The following is a 14,392-nucleotide window of genomic DNA, read 5'->3' as shown; positions in this document are numbered from 1 at the left end:
AAAAGCTCGACCAAAAAGGCGGCCTCGCGTCGCTCGGCCGCGAGAACCGCTCGCTGTGCTCGCGGACGCTCAGATCCGCTTGCTCACGTAGGGACCGTCCTGATGGTAGCCCAGTTTCTCCCTGTAGTACTCCCGGGCGCCGATGCCCGAGATGACGCTGAGCTTGTCGAAGCCGGCGTCCACCGCCAGATCCTCGGCGCGCTCCATCAGCCGACGACCGTACCCCTTGTGCTGGTGCTGCCCGAGTTCGGCGTCCTGCCCGATCCCGGCCTCGCTGCCGTAGACGTGGAGCTCGCGGATCAGCGCGGCGTTGTCCAGCTCCCGACGGACGGGGTCGTTCGGGAAGCGGAGCCGACAGAAGCCGACGAGCAGGTCCTTCTCGAAGTCCTCGAAGCTGATGAAGTGCTCCGTGCCGCCGCCGGCCTCGTAGGTCATGACGTCGAGTTCGACGTTCTCGGGCTCCTCGTCGTTCATCCCGGCCTCGCGACAGCGGATGCAGTCGCACTCCCAGCCGTGCTCGTCCATCTTCTTCCGGGCGAGCTGGCGGAGGTTCGACTTCCAGACGCCGGCGTCGATGAAGTCCGCGGGGATGTCCCGCTGGACGCGCTGGAGCCGGGTGTAGCGGGGGATCTCCTTTTTGATGCGGGCGACGAGCTCGGCGGCCTCCTCGTTGGTGAGGGGGTCGTACTCGTCGTTGTACCACATGTCGTAGGTCATCGTCCCGCGGACGACCAGGGTCGGGTAGATCTTGAGGTAGTCCGGACGCCACTTCGGGTCCTCGAAGATCCGGCGGAAGTCCTCCAGGCACATCTCCTGAGACATCCCGGGCTGGCCGGGCATCATGTGGAAGCCGACCTTGAACGCGGCGTCGCGCAGCCGGCGGTTGGCGTCGATCGACGCCTGGACGCCGTGGCCGCGGTGCATCTCGCGGTTGATCCGCTCGTAGGTCGTCTGGACGCCGACCTCGACCTTCGTCCCGCCGAGCCGGAGCATCCGGTCGATCTGCTCGGGGTCGCACCAGTCGGGCTTGGTCTCGAAGGTCGTCCCGATGTTGCGGATCTCGCCCGTCTCGTTCTCGGCGATGACGTCCTCCAGGTAGCTGAACTCGTACTCGTCGGGGTCCTGCGCGAAGCTCTCGCCCTCGGCCGGCTCGGGCTCGGCGTCGAGATCGTAGTCGTTCATCGCCTCCAGCGCGCGCTTGACGAACCACTCCTGGTAGTCGTGAGAGCGGGCGGTCATCGTCCCGCCCATGATGATCAGCTCGACCTTGTCGACGGGGTGGCCGATCTCCCGGAGCTGGTGAAGCCGCAGCGTGACCTGCCCGTAGGGGTCGTAGTCGTTCTGCTCGCCGCGCGCCGCGGCGGGTTCGTGACCGGTGTAGCTCTGGGAGCTCGTGAACTCGGAAGCCGGACCGCCCGGACAGTAGAGGCACTTCCCGTGCGGGCAGGTGTGGGGGCTGGTCATGACTGCCACCGGCGAGACGCCCGACGCCGTCCGCACGGGCTTTCGCTGCAGCACCTCCTCTAACTCCTCGCGGCGCTCGTCGGGCGCGTAGTCCAGCAGCTCGGTGTTTTTCGGAACTTTCGGCGCGGAAAAGTCCGAACAGACGTCGAGCTTCGCGGACTCGAGGTCGTCGCGCTCGATCTCGCCGGCGAGGATCCGGTCGATCAGCTCCTCGCAGACCCGCTCGAACGCGTCGGTCTCGGTGACGTCCTGCTCGGTACTCATTACGGTGTACGAAGCGGGTTCGGCCGAATAAGAATGTCGACTGGCGGGCGGTCGGCGCGCTTCGAGCGGCACCTCCTACTTCAGACGCCGTCAGTCCGGAACCGCTCTACAGACACGTCGACGGGCAGATCGTCGAAATCGTCGTCTGCACCGGCCAGCAGGGTTGCATCTCGGTCGTGAGCGAGCGCCACCGCACAGGCGTCGGCCAGCGAGATGTCGCCGTGGGCCTTTATTTCCCCGACGAGACGCCAGTCTGCGCGCTGAACGGAGAGCCCTCGACGTTCCAGCGCGCGAACGTCGCGGTCCGCCGTCCGGAGCGACGCGGTCGTCGGTTCGTTCGAGTCGCCCTCGAATCGGGCGACGAGATAGAAGACCTCGGAGGCGTTCGACGCCGCCAGCAGCCCTTCGGCGTCCTCGCGAGACGAAGTCGAGCGAGGACTCGGAGAGCTTTGCTCTCCGGCGTCCTCGGGGGCGCCAGCGACCGAGGGCTCGCTGGACTCCCGTCCAGCGGCGTCCTCGCGAAAGACCTCGGCGAGGCGACGCTCGACCGCCTCGTGGCCCGGTTCGGCGTAGAGAAACGCGATGATCGCCTCGGTGTCGAACACGTAGGCCGCCGTCATTCCGCATCCCGGTCCGGGCGCAACCGCTCCGAGCGCTCGTCCTCGCGTCGACGATCCCGTTCACGTAGCTCGCGGGTCTTCGCCAAGACCTCTCCGGACTCTCGATCGTCCGCGTGGATTCCGTGGAGTTGCTCGACCGACGGAACCGGTTCGACGACGATCCGGCCGTCCTCCTCGTAGACGAACACCTCTCCGGGCGCCTCGATCCCGAGTTTCTCGCGGAGGGATTTCGGAATCGTCGCCTGTCCCTTCGGGGATACTCGTATTATTTCGGGATCGGTCGTGCTACTCATCTTCTCAGGTAATACTGACGGGCCAGAGAATTACAAATCTGTCGCCGTATTACTGCACCGCAGGAGCGATTCGAACGCGACACCCGGCGTGGGTACAGGAGGTCGCTACTCATCGAGCGCCGAGTCGTCCTCGGACGCCTCGTCCGACTCGCTTTCGGCGTCCTCATCCGCTTCCTCGCCCTCGTGCTCATCCTCCTCGCCCCCTTCGACCTCGATCTCGGCTTCGACTTCGATCTCGACGCCGTCGGACTCCAGTTCGGCTTCGAGTTCTTTGACGTCGCCGGCCTCGACTTCCAGCTCGTCGGTATCTACCTCGACCTCGACCTCAACGTCGACTGTGACGTTCTCAGGGTCCATACGGCACTGTTCAGCGGCGCGACTCATAGGTTTAGGGACACCGGTCGACGGCGATTGTCGACTGCGCAACCCGCTGGAGAGCGCCGCGGCTACCGGGGACTGGGCGACGAGAGAGGAAGGGACCTTACAGTTCGCTCGCGATCGAGGCGACGACGGCCTCCAGCACGGCGTCGCGCTGGCCGGCCAGGAACTCGACGTGGCCGTCGCGGCCGCCGACGACCGAGACGCCCGCTTCGTCGGCGCGCTCCGCGGCCGCCTGCCCGATGTCGCGGACGTCGACCGGCTCGGTGCTGCGGACGTGAATCTCGTCTTCGTCGACGCCCAGCGTCACCAGCGGCGCGCCGTGCTCGTCGCGCTGGCGGCGGTGCAGCGCGTCGACCAGCAGCGTCGTGTTCGGGAAGTCGAAGCGGTGCGTGTACGCGTCGGTGTCCAGCACCGCGAACGTGACGTTGCTGGCGTTCCGAATCGTGAGGTTGCGCTCCGCGGTCTCGAGCTCGGCGTCGAGCTTCGTGCGGAACTGGCCGCTGACGTGGCCCGCCAGCCCCTCGGCCTTCTCGAACAGCAGGTCGGCGATGAGTTCGCGCTTGTCCTTGTACGTCTGGTAGTAGGCTTCGAGCGCGATCGCCTCGCGGATCTCGCGCACGGCGTCGGCGTCGTAGCCGGCTTCGGCGGCCAGCGCGAGGTACTCGGCAGGGGCGTCTTCCCAGTAGCCGACCGCGGGGACGTGGTGCAGTTCCTCGCGCACGTCCGCGTTGACGGCCGCGGCGACGTTGGCCGCCAGCGCCGGCGTCGTCACGTCGTCGCTGCCGGGGTTGACGAACGTGTCGACGGCGTCGGCCGCCGCGTCGTCGGGCGCGCGCGCGTCGACGACGACCGTCTCGACGTCGTAGACGTCGACCAGGTCGTAGCCGTCCTCGGACTCGACCGTGCTGCCGGCGTCGACCAGCACCACGAGGGGGAGCTGGTCGCCGTGGCGCTCGCGGTCCTCCAGCATGTCCGTGACGTCGCTCGTCGCGGCGTCCATGTCGTAGATGTGGCCCTCGATCGGGCGGCGCTGGAAGTAGTTGTAGACGGCGTCCTGCCGGGAGTGCTCCTCGCGGATCAGCGGCAGAGCGGCCCGCTCGATCGCGGCGCCGCCGGCGTAGCCGTCCGCGGTCGCGCTGTGGCGGACCACGATCGGCCGCGCTTCGAGGATCGCCCGCCGGATCGCGGTCGCGGCGGCCGTCAGGTCGTCCTCGATCGCGGCGACGTCGTCGTTGTCCGCCAGCAGCTCGAACTCGTCGGGCTCGGCGGCGTCGTCGAGCGCGGATCGAAGCCGGTCCTTGACGGCGTCGGCCTCGACGCCCTCCAGGCGGACCAGCGTCTCGGTCTCGACCTGCAGCTCGTCGCGGCGGAGCTCGACTTCGCCGTCCAGTCGGACGACATCCTCGACGTCGATGTCGGGGTAGGCGCGGACGCCGGCCTCCTCGAAGGCGGCGCACTCGATGACGCCCGTCTCGTCGCGCAGCTCGAAGATCGTCGGACCGCTCGTCTGGCGGACGCCGACGACCTCGCCCTCGATGCGGACGCGCTCGTCGACGAGGCCGTCGAGATCTTCGACCGGCGAGCGCTCGATCGCCGCCTCGGCGTCGTCGCTCTCGTCGGATTCGTCGGTCGCGGCGTCGTCCGCCGTCTCTTCGGCAGGCGCTTCGTCATGAGCGTCCGCTTCGTCGGCAGCGGTCGCTTCGTCGGCAGCGGTCGCTTCGTCAGCGGCCGCCTCGGCGGCGTCCGTCTCGTCGCTCGCGCTCTGCGACGTGTCGGCGGGCGAGTCGTCTTCCGCCGCTTCACTCGCCCCTTCGTCTGCGTCCTGCTGAGCCTGCGAAGCAGGGCTCGACGAGTCTCGCTCGTCGGTGTCGACCGCCGCGGTGCGACCGCCGTTAGGCGTCGCCGTCGCCGCGGCCGACTGCGCGTTTCCCTCGCTCGCCTGCTCCTCCGTCTCGTCGCCCGATTCGTCTTTCCGGACGTCGCCGCGCGGCGTGTCCACGAGCGTGCCGCGGAACTCGTCGGCGGACTGCCGGATCGACCAGCCGAGGTCGACGTCGCCGTTGTCCCGGACCGATTTGACTTTGACGTACACTTCGTCGCCCGAGTCCCAGTCCAGGCTGTCGAGCCGGCGGTCCAGCTCGCTGCGGTGAAGCAGGCCGGTCACGGAGTCGCCGATGTCGACGAACACGCCGAAGTCGGCGAAGCCGTCGACCGAGCCGCGGTAGAAGCGGTTGGCGGTCAGTTGGTCCGGCGAGTCGCCCTCGAACTCGAACGCTACGTCCTCTTCGTGAGTACTGCAGACTTGCCCGTCGACGGGCGCGCCACAGATGATACAGTTACCCATTTGATCGGTCTGAATGGTCCCGGCCTAAAACTGTTGTCGAAACGCGCTCGCCAGGCGCCCCGGATTCGGCGGGCGTTCGATCGGAGTCGCGTCCGGCGGCGGCACATCGCGGTGTCGTCGATTATCTCGCGTAAGGCCGGTACGGCGCCGCGTGCCGGCTCACTCGAAGACGGGGCTATCGTCCTCCAGGGTCTCGATGTCGCTCGCGATCGACCGGACGTCCTCGGGGAACAGCGCGACCTGCACCTCGTTGCCCTCGCCGTCCTCGAAGACGAGCTTGACGCGCTTGTCGCCGAACTCGCGGGCCTCGGCCGACTCGACGTCGAACAGCTTGGCGCTACCCGACTTGTTCGTCGGACCGACGTTCTTGAGCGATCCCTCCTTCAGTTCGAGCATGAACTCGTCGAGTTGCAGGGTGAGCACGGCCGACGGTTCGCCCGCGGCGGTGAAATAGCTGCCCGAAGTCGGCCTGACGGCGGGCCGAGCTCCCCACCCGCGACAGCCGCCGCTCCACGGATTTCCGGTCCGAGTAGCATTAAGTGGCTGTCGGCGGTAGTCCCCCGTGACTATGGAGCTCACCTGGCACGGCCACTCGACGTGGCACGTCTCGGTCGAGGACACAGAGCTGCTGATCGACCCGTTCTTCGACAACCCGCTCACGTCGACCGATCCGGCCGACGTCGATCCGGACTACGTCCTGTTGACCCACGGGCACGCCGACCACATCGGGAGCGTCGGCGAGTTCGCCGACGTACCGGTGGCGGCGTCGCCCGAGCTCGCGGGCTACGTCGAGGACGAGTACGGCGTCGAGGAGACGATCGGGTTCAACCTCGGCGGGACGGTCGAGCTCGGCGACGCCTACGTCACCAAGCACCGCGCCGACCACACCAACGGGTTCGACACCGACTACGGGAACGGCGCCGGGATGCCCTCCGGCTTCGTGATCAGCGATACGAAGCCCACCCAGGTCAGCGACGAGGAGTCGACGACGTTCTACCACGCCGGCGACACCGGGCTGATGACCGAGATGCGCGACGTGATCGCCCCCTACCTGGAGCCGGACGCCGCCGCCGTGCCGGCCGGCGACCACTTCACGATGGGGCCGATGCAGGCCGCGATCGCCGTCGACTGGCTCGACGTCGACCACGCGTTCCCGATGCACTACGACACGTTCGGTCCGATCGAGATCGACGTCGACGACTTCGTCGACGAGGTGAAAGGGACCGGCAGCGACGCCGACGTCCACGTGCTCGACGGCGACGAGACGTTCGAGCTCTCGGAAGGGTACTGACGCCGATCCCGGGGAGCGCCCTGCTCCGCGACGAGCATTTTTTCGACGCGCCTGCCGCCGGACCAACGCTTACGTCGGTCGCGGTAGACCCTCTAGGTGCTATGGCGAAGGAAGTACACTCCACCTCGACCGAAGGGTATTCCACGACGAACCAGATCCGCGACTTCGAGACGACGATCGACGCCACCGGCGAGGACGCGCCGGACACGCTGGAGGCGCTGCTGGCGGCCTACAGCTCCTGTTACGTCCCCGCGCTGCGCGTCGCCGCGGAACAGCGCGACGTCGGCGACCTCGGCGAGATCTCGATCGACGTCACGGGCGAGCTCAACGACGACGACAAGCTGGAGTCGGTCGCGTTCGACGTCGAGACGGAGGCCGACGTCGGCGACAAGGCCGACGACGTGATCGAGCGCGCCAACGAGCTCTGCAAGGTCCACGACGCGCTCAAGGAGAGCCTCGGCGCCGAAGTGAACCTGTAGACGCGGCGCAGCCCCGTTTTTCGCGCGCCGCTCGACACCCGAGCAGCGGCGCGGCCGGGCCGCGCGTGGTCGCCGTCAGGCGACTCGCGCACTGCGGTTGCGGTGCTGTCCTGGCGTCCTGCCGAGAGAAGCGAGGCAGAACCCGGAAGACGAGCGGTGCGCGGTTCGGAACGAAGTGAGAACCGCGAAAGCGAACGGCGAAGCCGTGAGCGAAACGAGTCTTCCGGCGGAAATGCAAAGGGCGTCCTCGCGAGCGAACGCAGTGAGCGAGGGAGGGCTCGGGAGAGCTTTGCTCTCCCGGCGAGCGACCGAAGGGTGCGAGGGCTTTGCACAACCCTGATACGGTGGCTCGCCGTACCTATCCGGTATGAGCAACGGAGACTGGACCGACCGATTCGTCGGCGACAGGATGTCCGTCGATCAGGAGTTCAACCAGCGAGTCGCCCAATCCGACTTCTCCAGCCAGGAATGGGGGATGATCATGACGGCGGTCGAGCTCGACATCGAGAACGCCGACGACCCCGAAAACGCCGAGCTCGTCGCCGACACCGAGAAGCTCCCGCAGGTGATGCCCGCGCTCGACGACGTCCGCGAGCAGATGGGCGGGATGGGCGGCGCGCCCTCCGGCGGGTCGTCGGGGAGTTCGAGCAGCGGCGGCGGCATCGTCGGCGCGATCAAGGGACTGCTCGGCGGCGGCGGTGGCGGCGACGACGAGCGCGAGCGAGCCGCGGCGGAGCTCGCCCAGGAGTACGCCGACCAGTTCCAGGAGCGTTTGGAGTCCCAGGGCAAGTGGGAACGAGCCTGCGACGCGGCGGCCGAGCGCGCGGACTGAGCGGACCGGCCTACCCGTCCGTCGTGAACAGCGTCAGCTCCTCGGCCTCGTAGATGTTGATCAGCTCGCTCACGATCTCGTCGTAGGACTCGTCCTCGGTTCGCAGCGCGTCGAGCCGTTCGATCGTCTCCTCGTCGAGGTTGACGTTCGGCATACACGACTCTTTGCGATCGAGCGACTTAAGCCATGAGCATAGCCGCGGCGCCGCCTCGATTCCGTCGACGGATCTTACCGTTCGTGCTCCCGGTCGAGGGGTCGCTCCCCGGTTCGGCGTCGGGCCGCGTCCGACTGCTCCAGGTGTCGTTCGAGACGGCGCTCGTACTCGGCCTCGCCGATCTCGCCGCGAACGTACTGGTCGGCGAGCCGGTCGAGCGGATCGTCCGACGCCGCCTCGCCCGAGTCGTCGCTACCGCGTCCGATTCCCGGGAGCCGGCCGAGCAGCGACCCGTCGTCGCCGCGCTCGCGGACCGAGCGCTCCCCGGCGGATCGACGCCCTGCCTCGGCGCCGACGTCGTACTCCGTGCCGGGGCGTCGTGCCCTCTCGCGTCCGCGATCGCTACGCCCGCTCGCTCCGCTCCCGAGCGCCCACGAAACGGCGAGGTACGCGATGCCCGCCAGCAGGAGCGCGGTCGCGACCGTCGTCACGATCGCGACGACCGTGGTGACGATCGAGATCGCCGTCGCGACGACGAGCGACAGCACGAACAGCACGCCCAGCAGCGCCAGGCCCCACACCAGGAGCGTCGCGCCGAGGCTGCGCTCGCGTCGATCCGTTCGAGTACCCATACGCGTAGCTCCGAGACACTACAGCAAGAAGGTTCGGTGGGTGACGGACGGCGACGGCGTCTCGCTCCTACAGCCGATCCAGCACGGCCTGCGTGACGTCCTCGGTCGAGGCGTCGCCGCCGAGGTCCGGCGTGCGCGGCCCCTCGTCGAGCACCGCCTCGACGGCGTCGCGCACCCGGTCGCCCTCGTCGTCGTAGCCGAGGTGATCGAGCAGCATCGCCGCCGAGAGGATCATCGCCGAGGGGTTGGCGACGCCTTCGCCCGCGATGTCCGGCGCCGAGCCGTGGACCGGCTCGAACAGCGCGTTGTCGGGGCCGACGTTGGCGGACGGTAGGAGGCCGAGCCCGCCGACCAGCCCCGCGGCGAGGTCCGAGAGCACGTCGCCCGCCAGGTTCGGGCAGATGATGACGCCGTAGTCCTCGGGATGCATGATCAGGTGCATCGCCAGCGCGTCCATCAGCGCGGTGTCGTAGTCGGCGCCGCGCTCTTCGGCGACGGCTTCGGCCGCGTCGAGGAACTCGCCGTCGGTCGTCCGCATCACGTTGGCCTTGTGGGCGATCGTGACGTCGTCGTAGCCGTTCTCCTCGGCGTAGTCGAAGCCGAACTCGGCGATGTCGCGGGACGCCTCCTCGGTGATTACCCTCGTGAGCGTCGTGACGCCGTCGGCGATCTCGGACTCGATGCCCGAGTAGACGCCCTCGGTGTTCTCGCGGACGAAGACGAGATCGGTGTCCGGCTGCACGGCGTCCAGCCCGGGGTACGAGACCGCGGGGCGGACGTTGGCAAAGGAGCCGACGACCTCGCGCAGCGGGAGGATCACGTCGGCCGCGGTCTCGCCGGCGGCGCCGAACAGCGTGGCGTCCGACTCGGCGGCGAGGTCGCGCGTTTCCTGCGGTAGGGCCTCGCCAGTTTCCTCCTTGACGGCGTCGCCGGCCTCGCCCTCGACGAACTCGAACTCGACGTCCAGAGCGTTCAGGACGTCGACCGCGGCGGGCGTCACTTCCTGGCCGATCCCGTCGCCGGGGATGACGGCGATCTGGTGGGTCATGCTCCTCCCTCTCTCGGGGGCGAAAAAGAGGGTGTCGATGTGTACGGAACCGGCGCGAGAACGGATCGGACGGTCCTGCCACTCGGGAGTATTGAAACGCACCCGCGTGGTGACACGCGGGGTGGACTTCCGATCCTAGGAAGGCCAACTGGACCGAATCGCCGTGCGGGTAAAAGTGTTTCAGTACGGCGGCGTCGACGCTCGGCTTTCGGCGTCGTGGCGGCGAGCTTCGAGACGGGTCTCACCCCGAGAGTTCGCTCTCCTCTAACTGCTCGTACGTGGAGACGACGTCCCGGGCGAGCTCTCGCTTCGTATGCTCCTCGACGAGGTGGTCTTCGAGCCGCTTCTCCTCGGATAGTTCGCCGGAACACAGCGGGCACTGGACCGGCGGCTTCGATGCCATACCGTTTGTACGCCGTCCGACGCCAAATACGCGGAGGCGTCCGGCGGGCGAACGCGTCGCTGGGAGGATCGGAGTGACGCTCGGCGTCGAAAACGAAGAACCGCTACGCGGTACGATCGACCGAACCGAATTAGTCGGCGTCCGGAATCGCCGCGTCCTCGACGTACGGCAGTTCGCGGGCCTTGTCGCGGACGGCGCCCGCGTTGGACTTCATCAGCGCGGTGGTGTCCCAGACGCCCTCGACGAGCGCCTTGCGCTGGGCGTCGTCGACGGTGACGTCGATCGTCCGGTCGCCGTAGGTGACGGTCTCGGCCTCGACGTCGATGTCGATCTCGCCGTCGGGGTTCTCGTCGACCCAGTCCTGCAGGTCCTGGATCGTCTCGGAGTCCGCGGTCACGGTCGGGATGCCCAGCGCGAGGCAGTTGCCCGCGAAGATCTCCGCGAACCCTTCGCCGATCAGCGCGTCGATGCCCCAGCGCATCAGCGCCTGCGGGGCGTGCTCGCGCGAGGAGCCGCAGCCGAAGTTGTTGTTGACCACCATCACGTTGGCGTCCTGGAACCGCTCCTCGTTCATCGGGTGGTCCTTCTGGTTGTCCTCGTCGTCGAAGCGGACGTCGAAGAACGCGAACTCGCCGAGGCCGTCGAACGTGACGACCTTCATGAACCGCGCGGGGATGATCTGGTCGGTGTCGATGTCGTTGCCGCGGATCGGCACGCCGGTGCCGGACACGTAGTTGACTTCGGGAATCTCGACTTCCTCGCTCATGCGAGGTTCACCTCCTTCAGGTCGCGCACGTCAGAGACCTCGCCGGTGATCGCCGCCGCGGCGACCATCCGGGGGTTCATCAGCACGGTGCGGCCGTCCTTGCTGCCCTGTCGGCCGATGAAGTTGCGGTTCGAGGAGCTGGCGCAGGCCTCGTCGCCCTCCAGCTGGTCCTCGTTCATGCCCAGACACATCGAGCAGCCCGCGTTGCGCCACTCGAAGCCGGCCTCCTCGAAGATGTCCTTGAGGCCCTCCTCTTTGGCCTTCCGCTGCACGCGCTGGCTGCCGGGGACGACCATCGCGCGCACGTCGTCGTCGACCTGCCGGCCCTTGACGATCCGGGCGGCCCGTCGCAGGTCGGGGAGGCGCGCGTTCGTACACGAGCCGAGGAAGGCGACGTCGATGTCGTACCCTTCCATCGTCTCGCCGGGCTCGACGCGCATATGCTCCTGGGCGCGCCGGGCGGTGTCCTGCTTCTCCTCGGGCAGCTCCTCGGGCGACGGAATCGGGTCCGTGATGCCGATGCCCTGCCCGGGCGTGGTGCCCCAGGTGACGACCGGTTCGAGCGAGGAGCCGTCGATCGTGACGACGTCGTCGTACTCGGCGTCGTCGTCGGACCGGATCGACTCCCAGTACGGCTTGAGTTCCTCGAACTTCTCGGGGTTCTCCTGGAAGTAGTCGGTCTCCTCGAGCCACTCGTAGGTGGTCTCGTCGGGGTTGACGTAGCCCGCGCGGGCGCCGCCCTCGATCGACATGTTGCAGATCGACATCCGGCCCTCCATGTCGAGGTCCTCGATGGCCTCGCCGGCGTACTCGTAGACGTAGCCGACGCCGCCCTCGGTGCCGAGCCGGCGGATGATCTCCAGGATGATGTCCTTGGCTTCGACGCCCTCCTGGAGTTCGCCGGTGACCTCGATCTTGCGAACCTTCTGTTTCTCCATCGCGACAGTGCCGGTCGCCAGCACGTCGCGGATCTGGCTCGTCCCGATGCCGAAGGCGAGCGCGCCGAACGCGCCGTGGGTCGACGTGTGGGAGTCGCCGCAGACGATCGTCTTGCCGGGCTGGGTGATCCCCTGCTCCGGACCGATGACGTGGACGATGCCCTGGTCGCCGGTCGTCGGATCGGAGAACTCGATCCCGGCGTCGCGGACGTTCTGCTCCAGTTCAGCCATCATCTCCTCGGCGGCGTCCTCCTTGTAGGGGCGGGACTGGTCGGCCGTCGGAACGATGTGGTCGACCGTCGCGTGGGTCAGCTCCGGGAACGCGACGTCGAGGTCGCGCTCTTCGAGCATCCCGAACGCCTGCGGGCTGGTGACCTCGTGGATGAGGTGGAGGCCGACGAACAGCTGATCCTGTCCCGTCGGCAGCTCGGTTACCTTGTGGTTCTCCCAGACTTTGTCGTACAGCGTGCCCTTACTCATTCTTCGTCCTCTGATACGTCGTCCGCGACTCTTTCGGCCTGCGGCTTCTTCCCGCGCTCGAACGCGGGGTTCGCACCGTCGCCCGCCGGGGGCTGGTGGTCCACGTCGGCCATCGAGTCGTCGTCGCTTTCGGTCGCCTGTTCGTTCTCTCTGTCCGCGGGTCGACCGCTACCATCGGCGGCGACGGCGGGGCCGCGCCGGAACGACCGGGCGGCGCCGGAGTCGCCGTGAGGATGGGTGTGGTCGACGTCTTTCATGGTGTCAGTCATCTGCTTGCACTTGCTCTTTCTCGTCGGCGTCCTCCTGGGCCTCCCAGGCGAACAGGTCGCGCAGGCGGCCGCCGACGTCCTCGATCTCGTGGTCTTCCTCGGCCGCGCGCAGCTGCTTGTAGCTGGGCCGGTTGGTCTGGTTCTCCGAGATCCACTCGCGGGCGAACTCGCCGTCCTGGACCTCGTCGAGCACCTGCTCCATGCCCTCGCGGGCGTACTCCTCGTCGACGACGTACTCGCCGCGGGTGAGGCCGCCGTACTCGGCGGTGTCGGAGACGGAGTTCCACATGCCCATCAGCCCGCCCTCGTAGATGAGGTCGACGATGAGCTTCATCTCGTTCATGCACTCGAAGTACGCCATCTCCGGGCTGTAGCCCGCGTCGACGAGCGTCTCGTAGCCCATCTTCATCAGCTCGGTGACGCCGCCACAGAGGACGGCCTGCTCGCCGAACAGGTCGGTCTCGACTTCCTCCTGAAACGTCGTCTCGACGACGCCCGCGCGGGTGCAGCCGATCGCCTGCGCGTAGGCCAGCGAGCGCTCCTTGGCGTCGCCGGTGGCGTCCTGGTACACCGCGATCAGGCCGGGGACGCCCTCGCCGCGCTCGTACGTTCGGCGCACGAGGTGGCCCGGCGATTTGGGCGCGACCATCGTCACGTCGACGTCCTCGGGCGGCCGGATCTGCCCGTAGTGGATGTTAAAGCCGTGGGCGAACTGCAGCGTGTCGCCGGCGTCGAGGCCGTCCTCGATGGCCTCGTAGACGGCGGGCTGGACGGTGTCGGGCACCAGCATCTTGACCACGTCGGCCTCGGCGGCGGCGACGTCGGGCGTCTCGACGCGCAGGCCGGCGTCTTCGGCCTCGTCCCACGAGGAGGAGTTCTCCCGCAGGCCGACGATCACGTCGACGCCGCTCTCGTGCAGGTTGAGCGCGTGCGCGTGGCCCTGGCTGCCGTAGCCCAGCACCGCGACCGTCTCCGATTCGATGTACGAACTGTCCGCGTCCTCGTCTCGATATACCGTTGTCGTGAATTCGTCTGCCATGTGTGTCGATCTCTTTTCGCGTCGCGTATACGTTGCGAATCGCTCGTCGTGTCAGTCGTCGGCTCGATCGGCGTCAGTCGTCTGCCGGCGCGCCGTCGGGGGTCGTCGCAGTGTACTCGGCGCCCCGCGAGAGCGCCGCGGTGCCGGTCCGGACGATCTCGTGGATGCCGAACTGCTCGAACGCCTCGACGGCGGCGTCGATCTTCTGGGTGCTGCCGGTGATCTCGACGGTGATCGTGTCCCGGCCGGCGTCGACGCCCTTCGCGTCGTACATCTCGGCGATGGCGTGGACCTCGTCGGGTCGGGTCGCGCCGACCTTGATCAGCGCGAGCTCGCGCTGGTTGGCGTCCTCGGGCAGTTCCCGCACCGAGACGACCGGCAGCAGCTTCCGGAGCTGCTTTTTGGCCTGCTCGATGCCGGGCTCGGGCTCCTCGATCACCAGCGTGATCCGGGCGCGGTCGTCGTCCTCGGTCGGGCCGACGGTGAGGCTCTCGATGTTGAACTGGCGCCGGCTAAAGAGGCCCGACACCTCCGCCAGGACGCCGGGCTCGTGTTTCACCAGCGCCGACAGCACGGCGCGGCGGGTGTCGGGTTCGGCTTCGGCGTCGGGATCGACGCGGATCCCCTGGCTGTTGCGCCGACCGTCAGGTCGGGGTCGATCCTTCGGTCCGGGTCCTTGCAGTCCTCCGGTCATG

General features: G+C 67.9%; 18 protein-coding genes. 3 read left to right on the top strand and 15 right to left on the bottom strand.

The features are described 5' to 3' along the window. Positions 1–69: 69 nt before the first annotated feature. From ABDZ81_RS10940 to ABDZ81_RS10915, 6 genes are all read right to left on the bottom strand, one after another. Entirely contained in the window at positions 70–1,728 is a 1,659-nt protein-coding gene (locus tag ABDZ81_RS10940) for a tRNA uridine(34) 5-carboxymethylaminomethyl modification radical SAM/GNAT enzyme Elp3 (RefSeq protein ID WP_343774014.1), read from the bottom strand. Between the two features lie 80 nt (positions 1,729–1,808). Further along, positions 1,809–2,348 carry a PIN domain-containing protein gene (locus tag ABDZ81_RS10935; protein WP_343774013.1) on the bottom strand — a complete coding sequence of 180 codons (540 nt, stop codon included), beginning with the start codon at positions 2,346–2,348 and terminating at the stop codon, positions 1,809–1,811. After that, positions 2,345–2,641: an AbrB/MazE/SpoVT family DNA-binding domain-containing protein gene (locus ABDZ81_RS10930; RefSeq protein WP_343774012.1), complete on the bottom strand. Its 297-nt coding sequence runs from the start codon at positions 2,639–2,641 to the stop codon at positions 2,345–2,347. The genes ABDZ81_RS10935 and ABDZ81_RS10930 overlap by 4 nt, the downstream gene beginning before the upstream one ends. Before the next feature lie 105 nt (positions 2,642–2,746). Beyond that, positions 2,747–2,998, bottom strand: coding sequence for a hypothetical protein (locus tag ABDZ81_RS10925; protein WP_343774011.1), 252 nt, complete (start codon positions 2,996–2,998; stop codon positions 2,747–2,749). Positions 2,999–3,122: 124 nt separating this feature from the next. After that, the gene (locus ABDZ81_RS10920) at positions 3,123–5,366 is read right to left on the bottom strand and encodes an OB-fold nucleic acid binding domain-containing protein (RefSeq protein ID WP_343774010.1); all 2,244 of its coding nucleotides are present in this window, start codon (positions 5,364–5,366) and stop codon (positions 3,123–3,125) included. A 159-nt stretch (positions 5,367–5,525) separates the two neighbouring features. Then, positions 5,526–5,789 (bottom strand): hypothetical protein, encoded by a 264-nt coding sequence (locus ABDZ81_RS10915; RefSeq protein ID WP_343774009.1) that lies wholly within the window; start codon positions 5,787–5,789, stop codon positions 5,526–5,528. A gap of 145 nt (positions 5,790–5,934) precedes the next feature. Here ABDZ81_RS10915 and ABDZ81_RS10910 point away from each other — a divergent pair, with 145 nt between their 5' ends. From ABDZ81_RS10910 to ABDZ81_RS10900, 3 genes are all read left to right on the top strand, one after another. Beyond that, on the top strand, positions 5,935–6,657 hold the full coding sequence (locus tag ABDZ81_RS10910; protein WP_343774008.1) for a metal-dependent hydrolase: 723 nt from the start codon (positions 5,935–5,937) through the stop codon (positions 6,655–6,657). A 101-nt stretch (positions 6,658–6,758) separates the two neighbouring features. After that, on the top strand, positions 6,759–7,136 hold the full coding sequence (locus tag ABDZ81_RS10905) for an OsmC family protein (RefSeq protein ID WP_343774007.1): 378 nt from the start codon (positions 6,759–6,761) through the stop codon (positions 7,134–7,136). A gap of 367 nt (positions 7,137–7,503) precedes the next feature. Beyond that, positions 7,504–7,968 (top strand): DUF5799 family protein, encoded by a 465-nt coding sequence (locus ABDZ81_RS10900; RefSeq protein ID WP_343774006.1) that lies wholly within the window; start codon positions 7,504–7,506, stop codon positions 7,966–7,968. A gap of 10 nt (positions 7,969–7,978) precedes the next feature. Here the strand turns inward: ABDZ81_RS10900 and ABDZ81_RS10895 are convergent, their stop codons facing one another. The 9 genes from ABDZ81_RS10895 to ilvN all read right to left on the bottom strand — a co-directional run bounded on the left by ABDZ81_RS10895 (position 7,979) and on the right by ilvN (position 14,391). Further along, a complete protein-coding gene (locus ABDZ81_RS10895) occupies positions 7,979–8,122 on the bottom strand; it encodes a DUF7557 family protein (protein WP_343774005.1) in 144 nt (47 codons plus the stop codon). A gap of 74 nt (positions 8,123–8,196) precedes the next feature. Further along, entirely contained in the window at positions 8,197–8,754 is a 558-nt protein-coding gene (locus ABDZ81_RS10890; protein WP_343774004.1) for an SHOCT domain-containing protein, read from the bottom strand. A 67-nt stretch (positions 8,755–8,821) separates the two neighbouring features. Next, on the bottom strand, positions 8,822–9,802 hold the full coding sequence (locus ABDZ81_RS10885) for an isocitrate/isopropylmalate dehydrogenase family protein (RefSeq protein WP_343774003.1): 981 nt from the start codon (positions 9,800–9,802) through the stop codon (positions 8,822–8,824). A 241-nt stretch (positions 9,803–10,043) separates the two neighbouring features. Next, a complete protein-coding gene (locus tag ABDZ81_RS10880) occupies positions 10,044–10,205 on the bottom strand; it encodes a hypothetical protein (RefSeq protein WP_343774002.1) in 162 nt (53 codons plus the stop codon). Positions 10,206–10,335: 130 nt separating this feature from the next. After that, positions 10,336–10,971 carry a 3-isopropylmalate dehydratase small subunit gene (gene leuD, locus ABDZ81_RS10875; protein ID WP_343774001.1) on the bottom strand — a complete coding sequence of 212 codons (636 nt, stop codon included), beginning with the start codon at positions 10,969–10,971 and terminating at the stop codon, positions 10,336–10,338. Then, positions 10,968–12,389, bottom strand: coding sequence for a 3-isopropylmalate dehydratase large subunit (gene leuC / locus ABDZ81_RS10870; protein ID WP_343774000.1), 1,422 nt, complete (start codon positions 12,387–12,389; stop codon positions 10,968–10,970). The genes leuD and leuC overlap by 4 nt, the downstream gene beginning before the upstream one ends. Further along, positions 12,386–12,658: a DUF7989 family protein gene (locus tag ABDZ81_RS10865; protein WP_343773999.1), complete on the bottom strand. Its 273-nt coding sequence runs from the start codon at positions 12,656–12,658 to the stop codon at positions 12,386–12,388. Before ABDZ81_RS10865 ends, leuC begins: the two co-directional genes overlap by 4 nt. Continuing rightward, complete coding sequence (gene ilvC, locus ABDZ81_RS10860) at positions 12,651–13,697, bottom strand: ketol-acid reductoisomerase (RefSeq protein WP_343773998.1); 1,047 nt, start codon at positions 13,695–13,697, stop codon at positions 12,651–12,653. Before ilvC ends, ABDZ81_RS10865 begins: the two co-directional genes overlap by 8 nt. A 73-nt stretch (positions 13,698–13,770) precedes the next feature. Further along, complete coding sequence (gene ilvN, locus ABDZ81_RS10855) at positions 13,771–14,391, bottom strand: acetolactate synthase small subunit (protein ID WP_343773997.1); 621 nt, start codon at positions 14,389–14,391, stop codon at positions 13,771–13,773. Position 14,392 lies beyond the last annotated feature (1 nt).

The sequence above is a fragment of the Natronoarchaeum mannanilyticum genome (genome assembly GCF_039522665.1).
GTDB classification, from domain to species: domain Archaea; phylum Halobacteriota; class Halobacteria; order Halobacteriales; family Natronoarchaeaceae; genus Natronoarchaeum; species Natronoarchaeum mannanilyticum.
Note: the sequence above shows the minus strand (reverse complement) of the source record. Positions and strands in the feature narration are given on the sequence as shown.

Coding starts and splice junctions, on each gene's coding strand:
- ABDZ81_RS10940 (WP_343774014.1), bottom strand. CDS start 1,728: ATGAGTACCGAGCAGGACGTCACCGAGACCGACGCGTTCGAGCGGGTC.
- ABDZ81_RS10935 (WP_343774013.1), bottom strand. CDS start 2,348: ATGACGGCGGCCTACGTGTTCGACACCGAGGCGATCATCGCGTTTCTC.
- ABDZ81_RS10930 (WP_343774012.1), bottom strand. CDS start 2,641: ATGAGTAGCACGACCGATCCCGAAATAATACGAGTATCCCCGAAGGGA.
- ABDZ81_RS10925 (WP_343774011.1), bottom strand. CDS start 2,998: ATGGACCCTGAGAACGTCACAGTCGACGTTGAGGTCGAGGTCGAGGTA.
- ABDZ81_RS10920 (WP_343774010.1), bottom strand. CDS start 5,366: ATGGGTAACTGTATCATCTGTGGCGCGCCCGTCGACGGGCAAGTCTGC.
- ABDZ81_RS10910 (WP_343774008.1), top strand. CDS start 5,935: ATGGAGCTCACCTGGCACGGCCACTCGACGTGGCACGTCTCGGTCGAG.
- ABDZ81_RS10905 (WP_343774007.1), top strand. CDS start 6,759: ATGGCGAAGGAAGTACACTCCACCTCGACCGAAGGGTATTCCACGACG.
- ABDZ81_RS10900 (WP_343774006.1), top strand. CDS start 7,504: ATGAGCAACGGAGACTGGACCGACCGATTCGTCGGCGACAGGATGTCC.
- ABDZ81_RS10895 (WP_343774005.1), bottom strand. CDS start 8,122: ATGCCGAACGTCAACCTCGACGAGGAGACGATCGAACGGCTCGACGCG.
- ABDZ81_RS10890 (WP_343774004.1), bottom strand. CDS start 8,754: ATGGGTACTCGAACGGATCGACGCGAGCGCAGCCTCGGCGCGACGCTC.
- ABDZ81_RS10885 (WP_343774003.1), bottom strand. CDS start 9,802: ATGACCCACCAGATCGCCGTCATCCCCGGCGACGGGATCGGCCAGGAA.
- ABDZ81_RS10880 (WP_343774002.1), bottom strand. CDS start 10,205: ATGGCATCGAAGCCGCCGGTCCAGTGCCCGCTGTGTTCCGGCGAACTA.
- leuD (WP_343774001.1), bottom strand. CDS start 10,971: ATGAGCGAGGAAGTCGAGATTCCCGAAGTCAACTACGTGTCCGGCACC.
- leuC (WP_343774000.1), bottom strand. CDS start 12,389: ATGAGTAAGGGCACGCTGTACGACAAAGTCTGGGAGAACCACAAGGTA.
- ABDZ81_RS10865 (WP_343773999.1), bottom strand. CDS start 12,658: ATGACTGACACCATGAAAGACGTCGACCACACCCATCCTCACGGCGAC.
- ilvC (WP_343773998.1), bottom strand. CDS start 13,697: ATGGCAGACGAATTCACGACAACGGTATATCGAGACGAGGACGCGGAC.
- ilvN (WP_343773997.1), bottom strand. CDS start 14,391: ATGACCGGAGGACTGCAAGGACCCGGACCGAAGGATCGACCCCGACCT.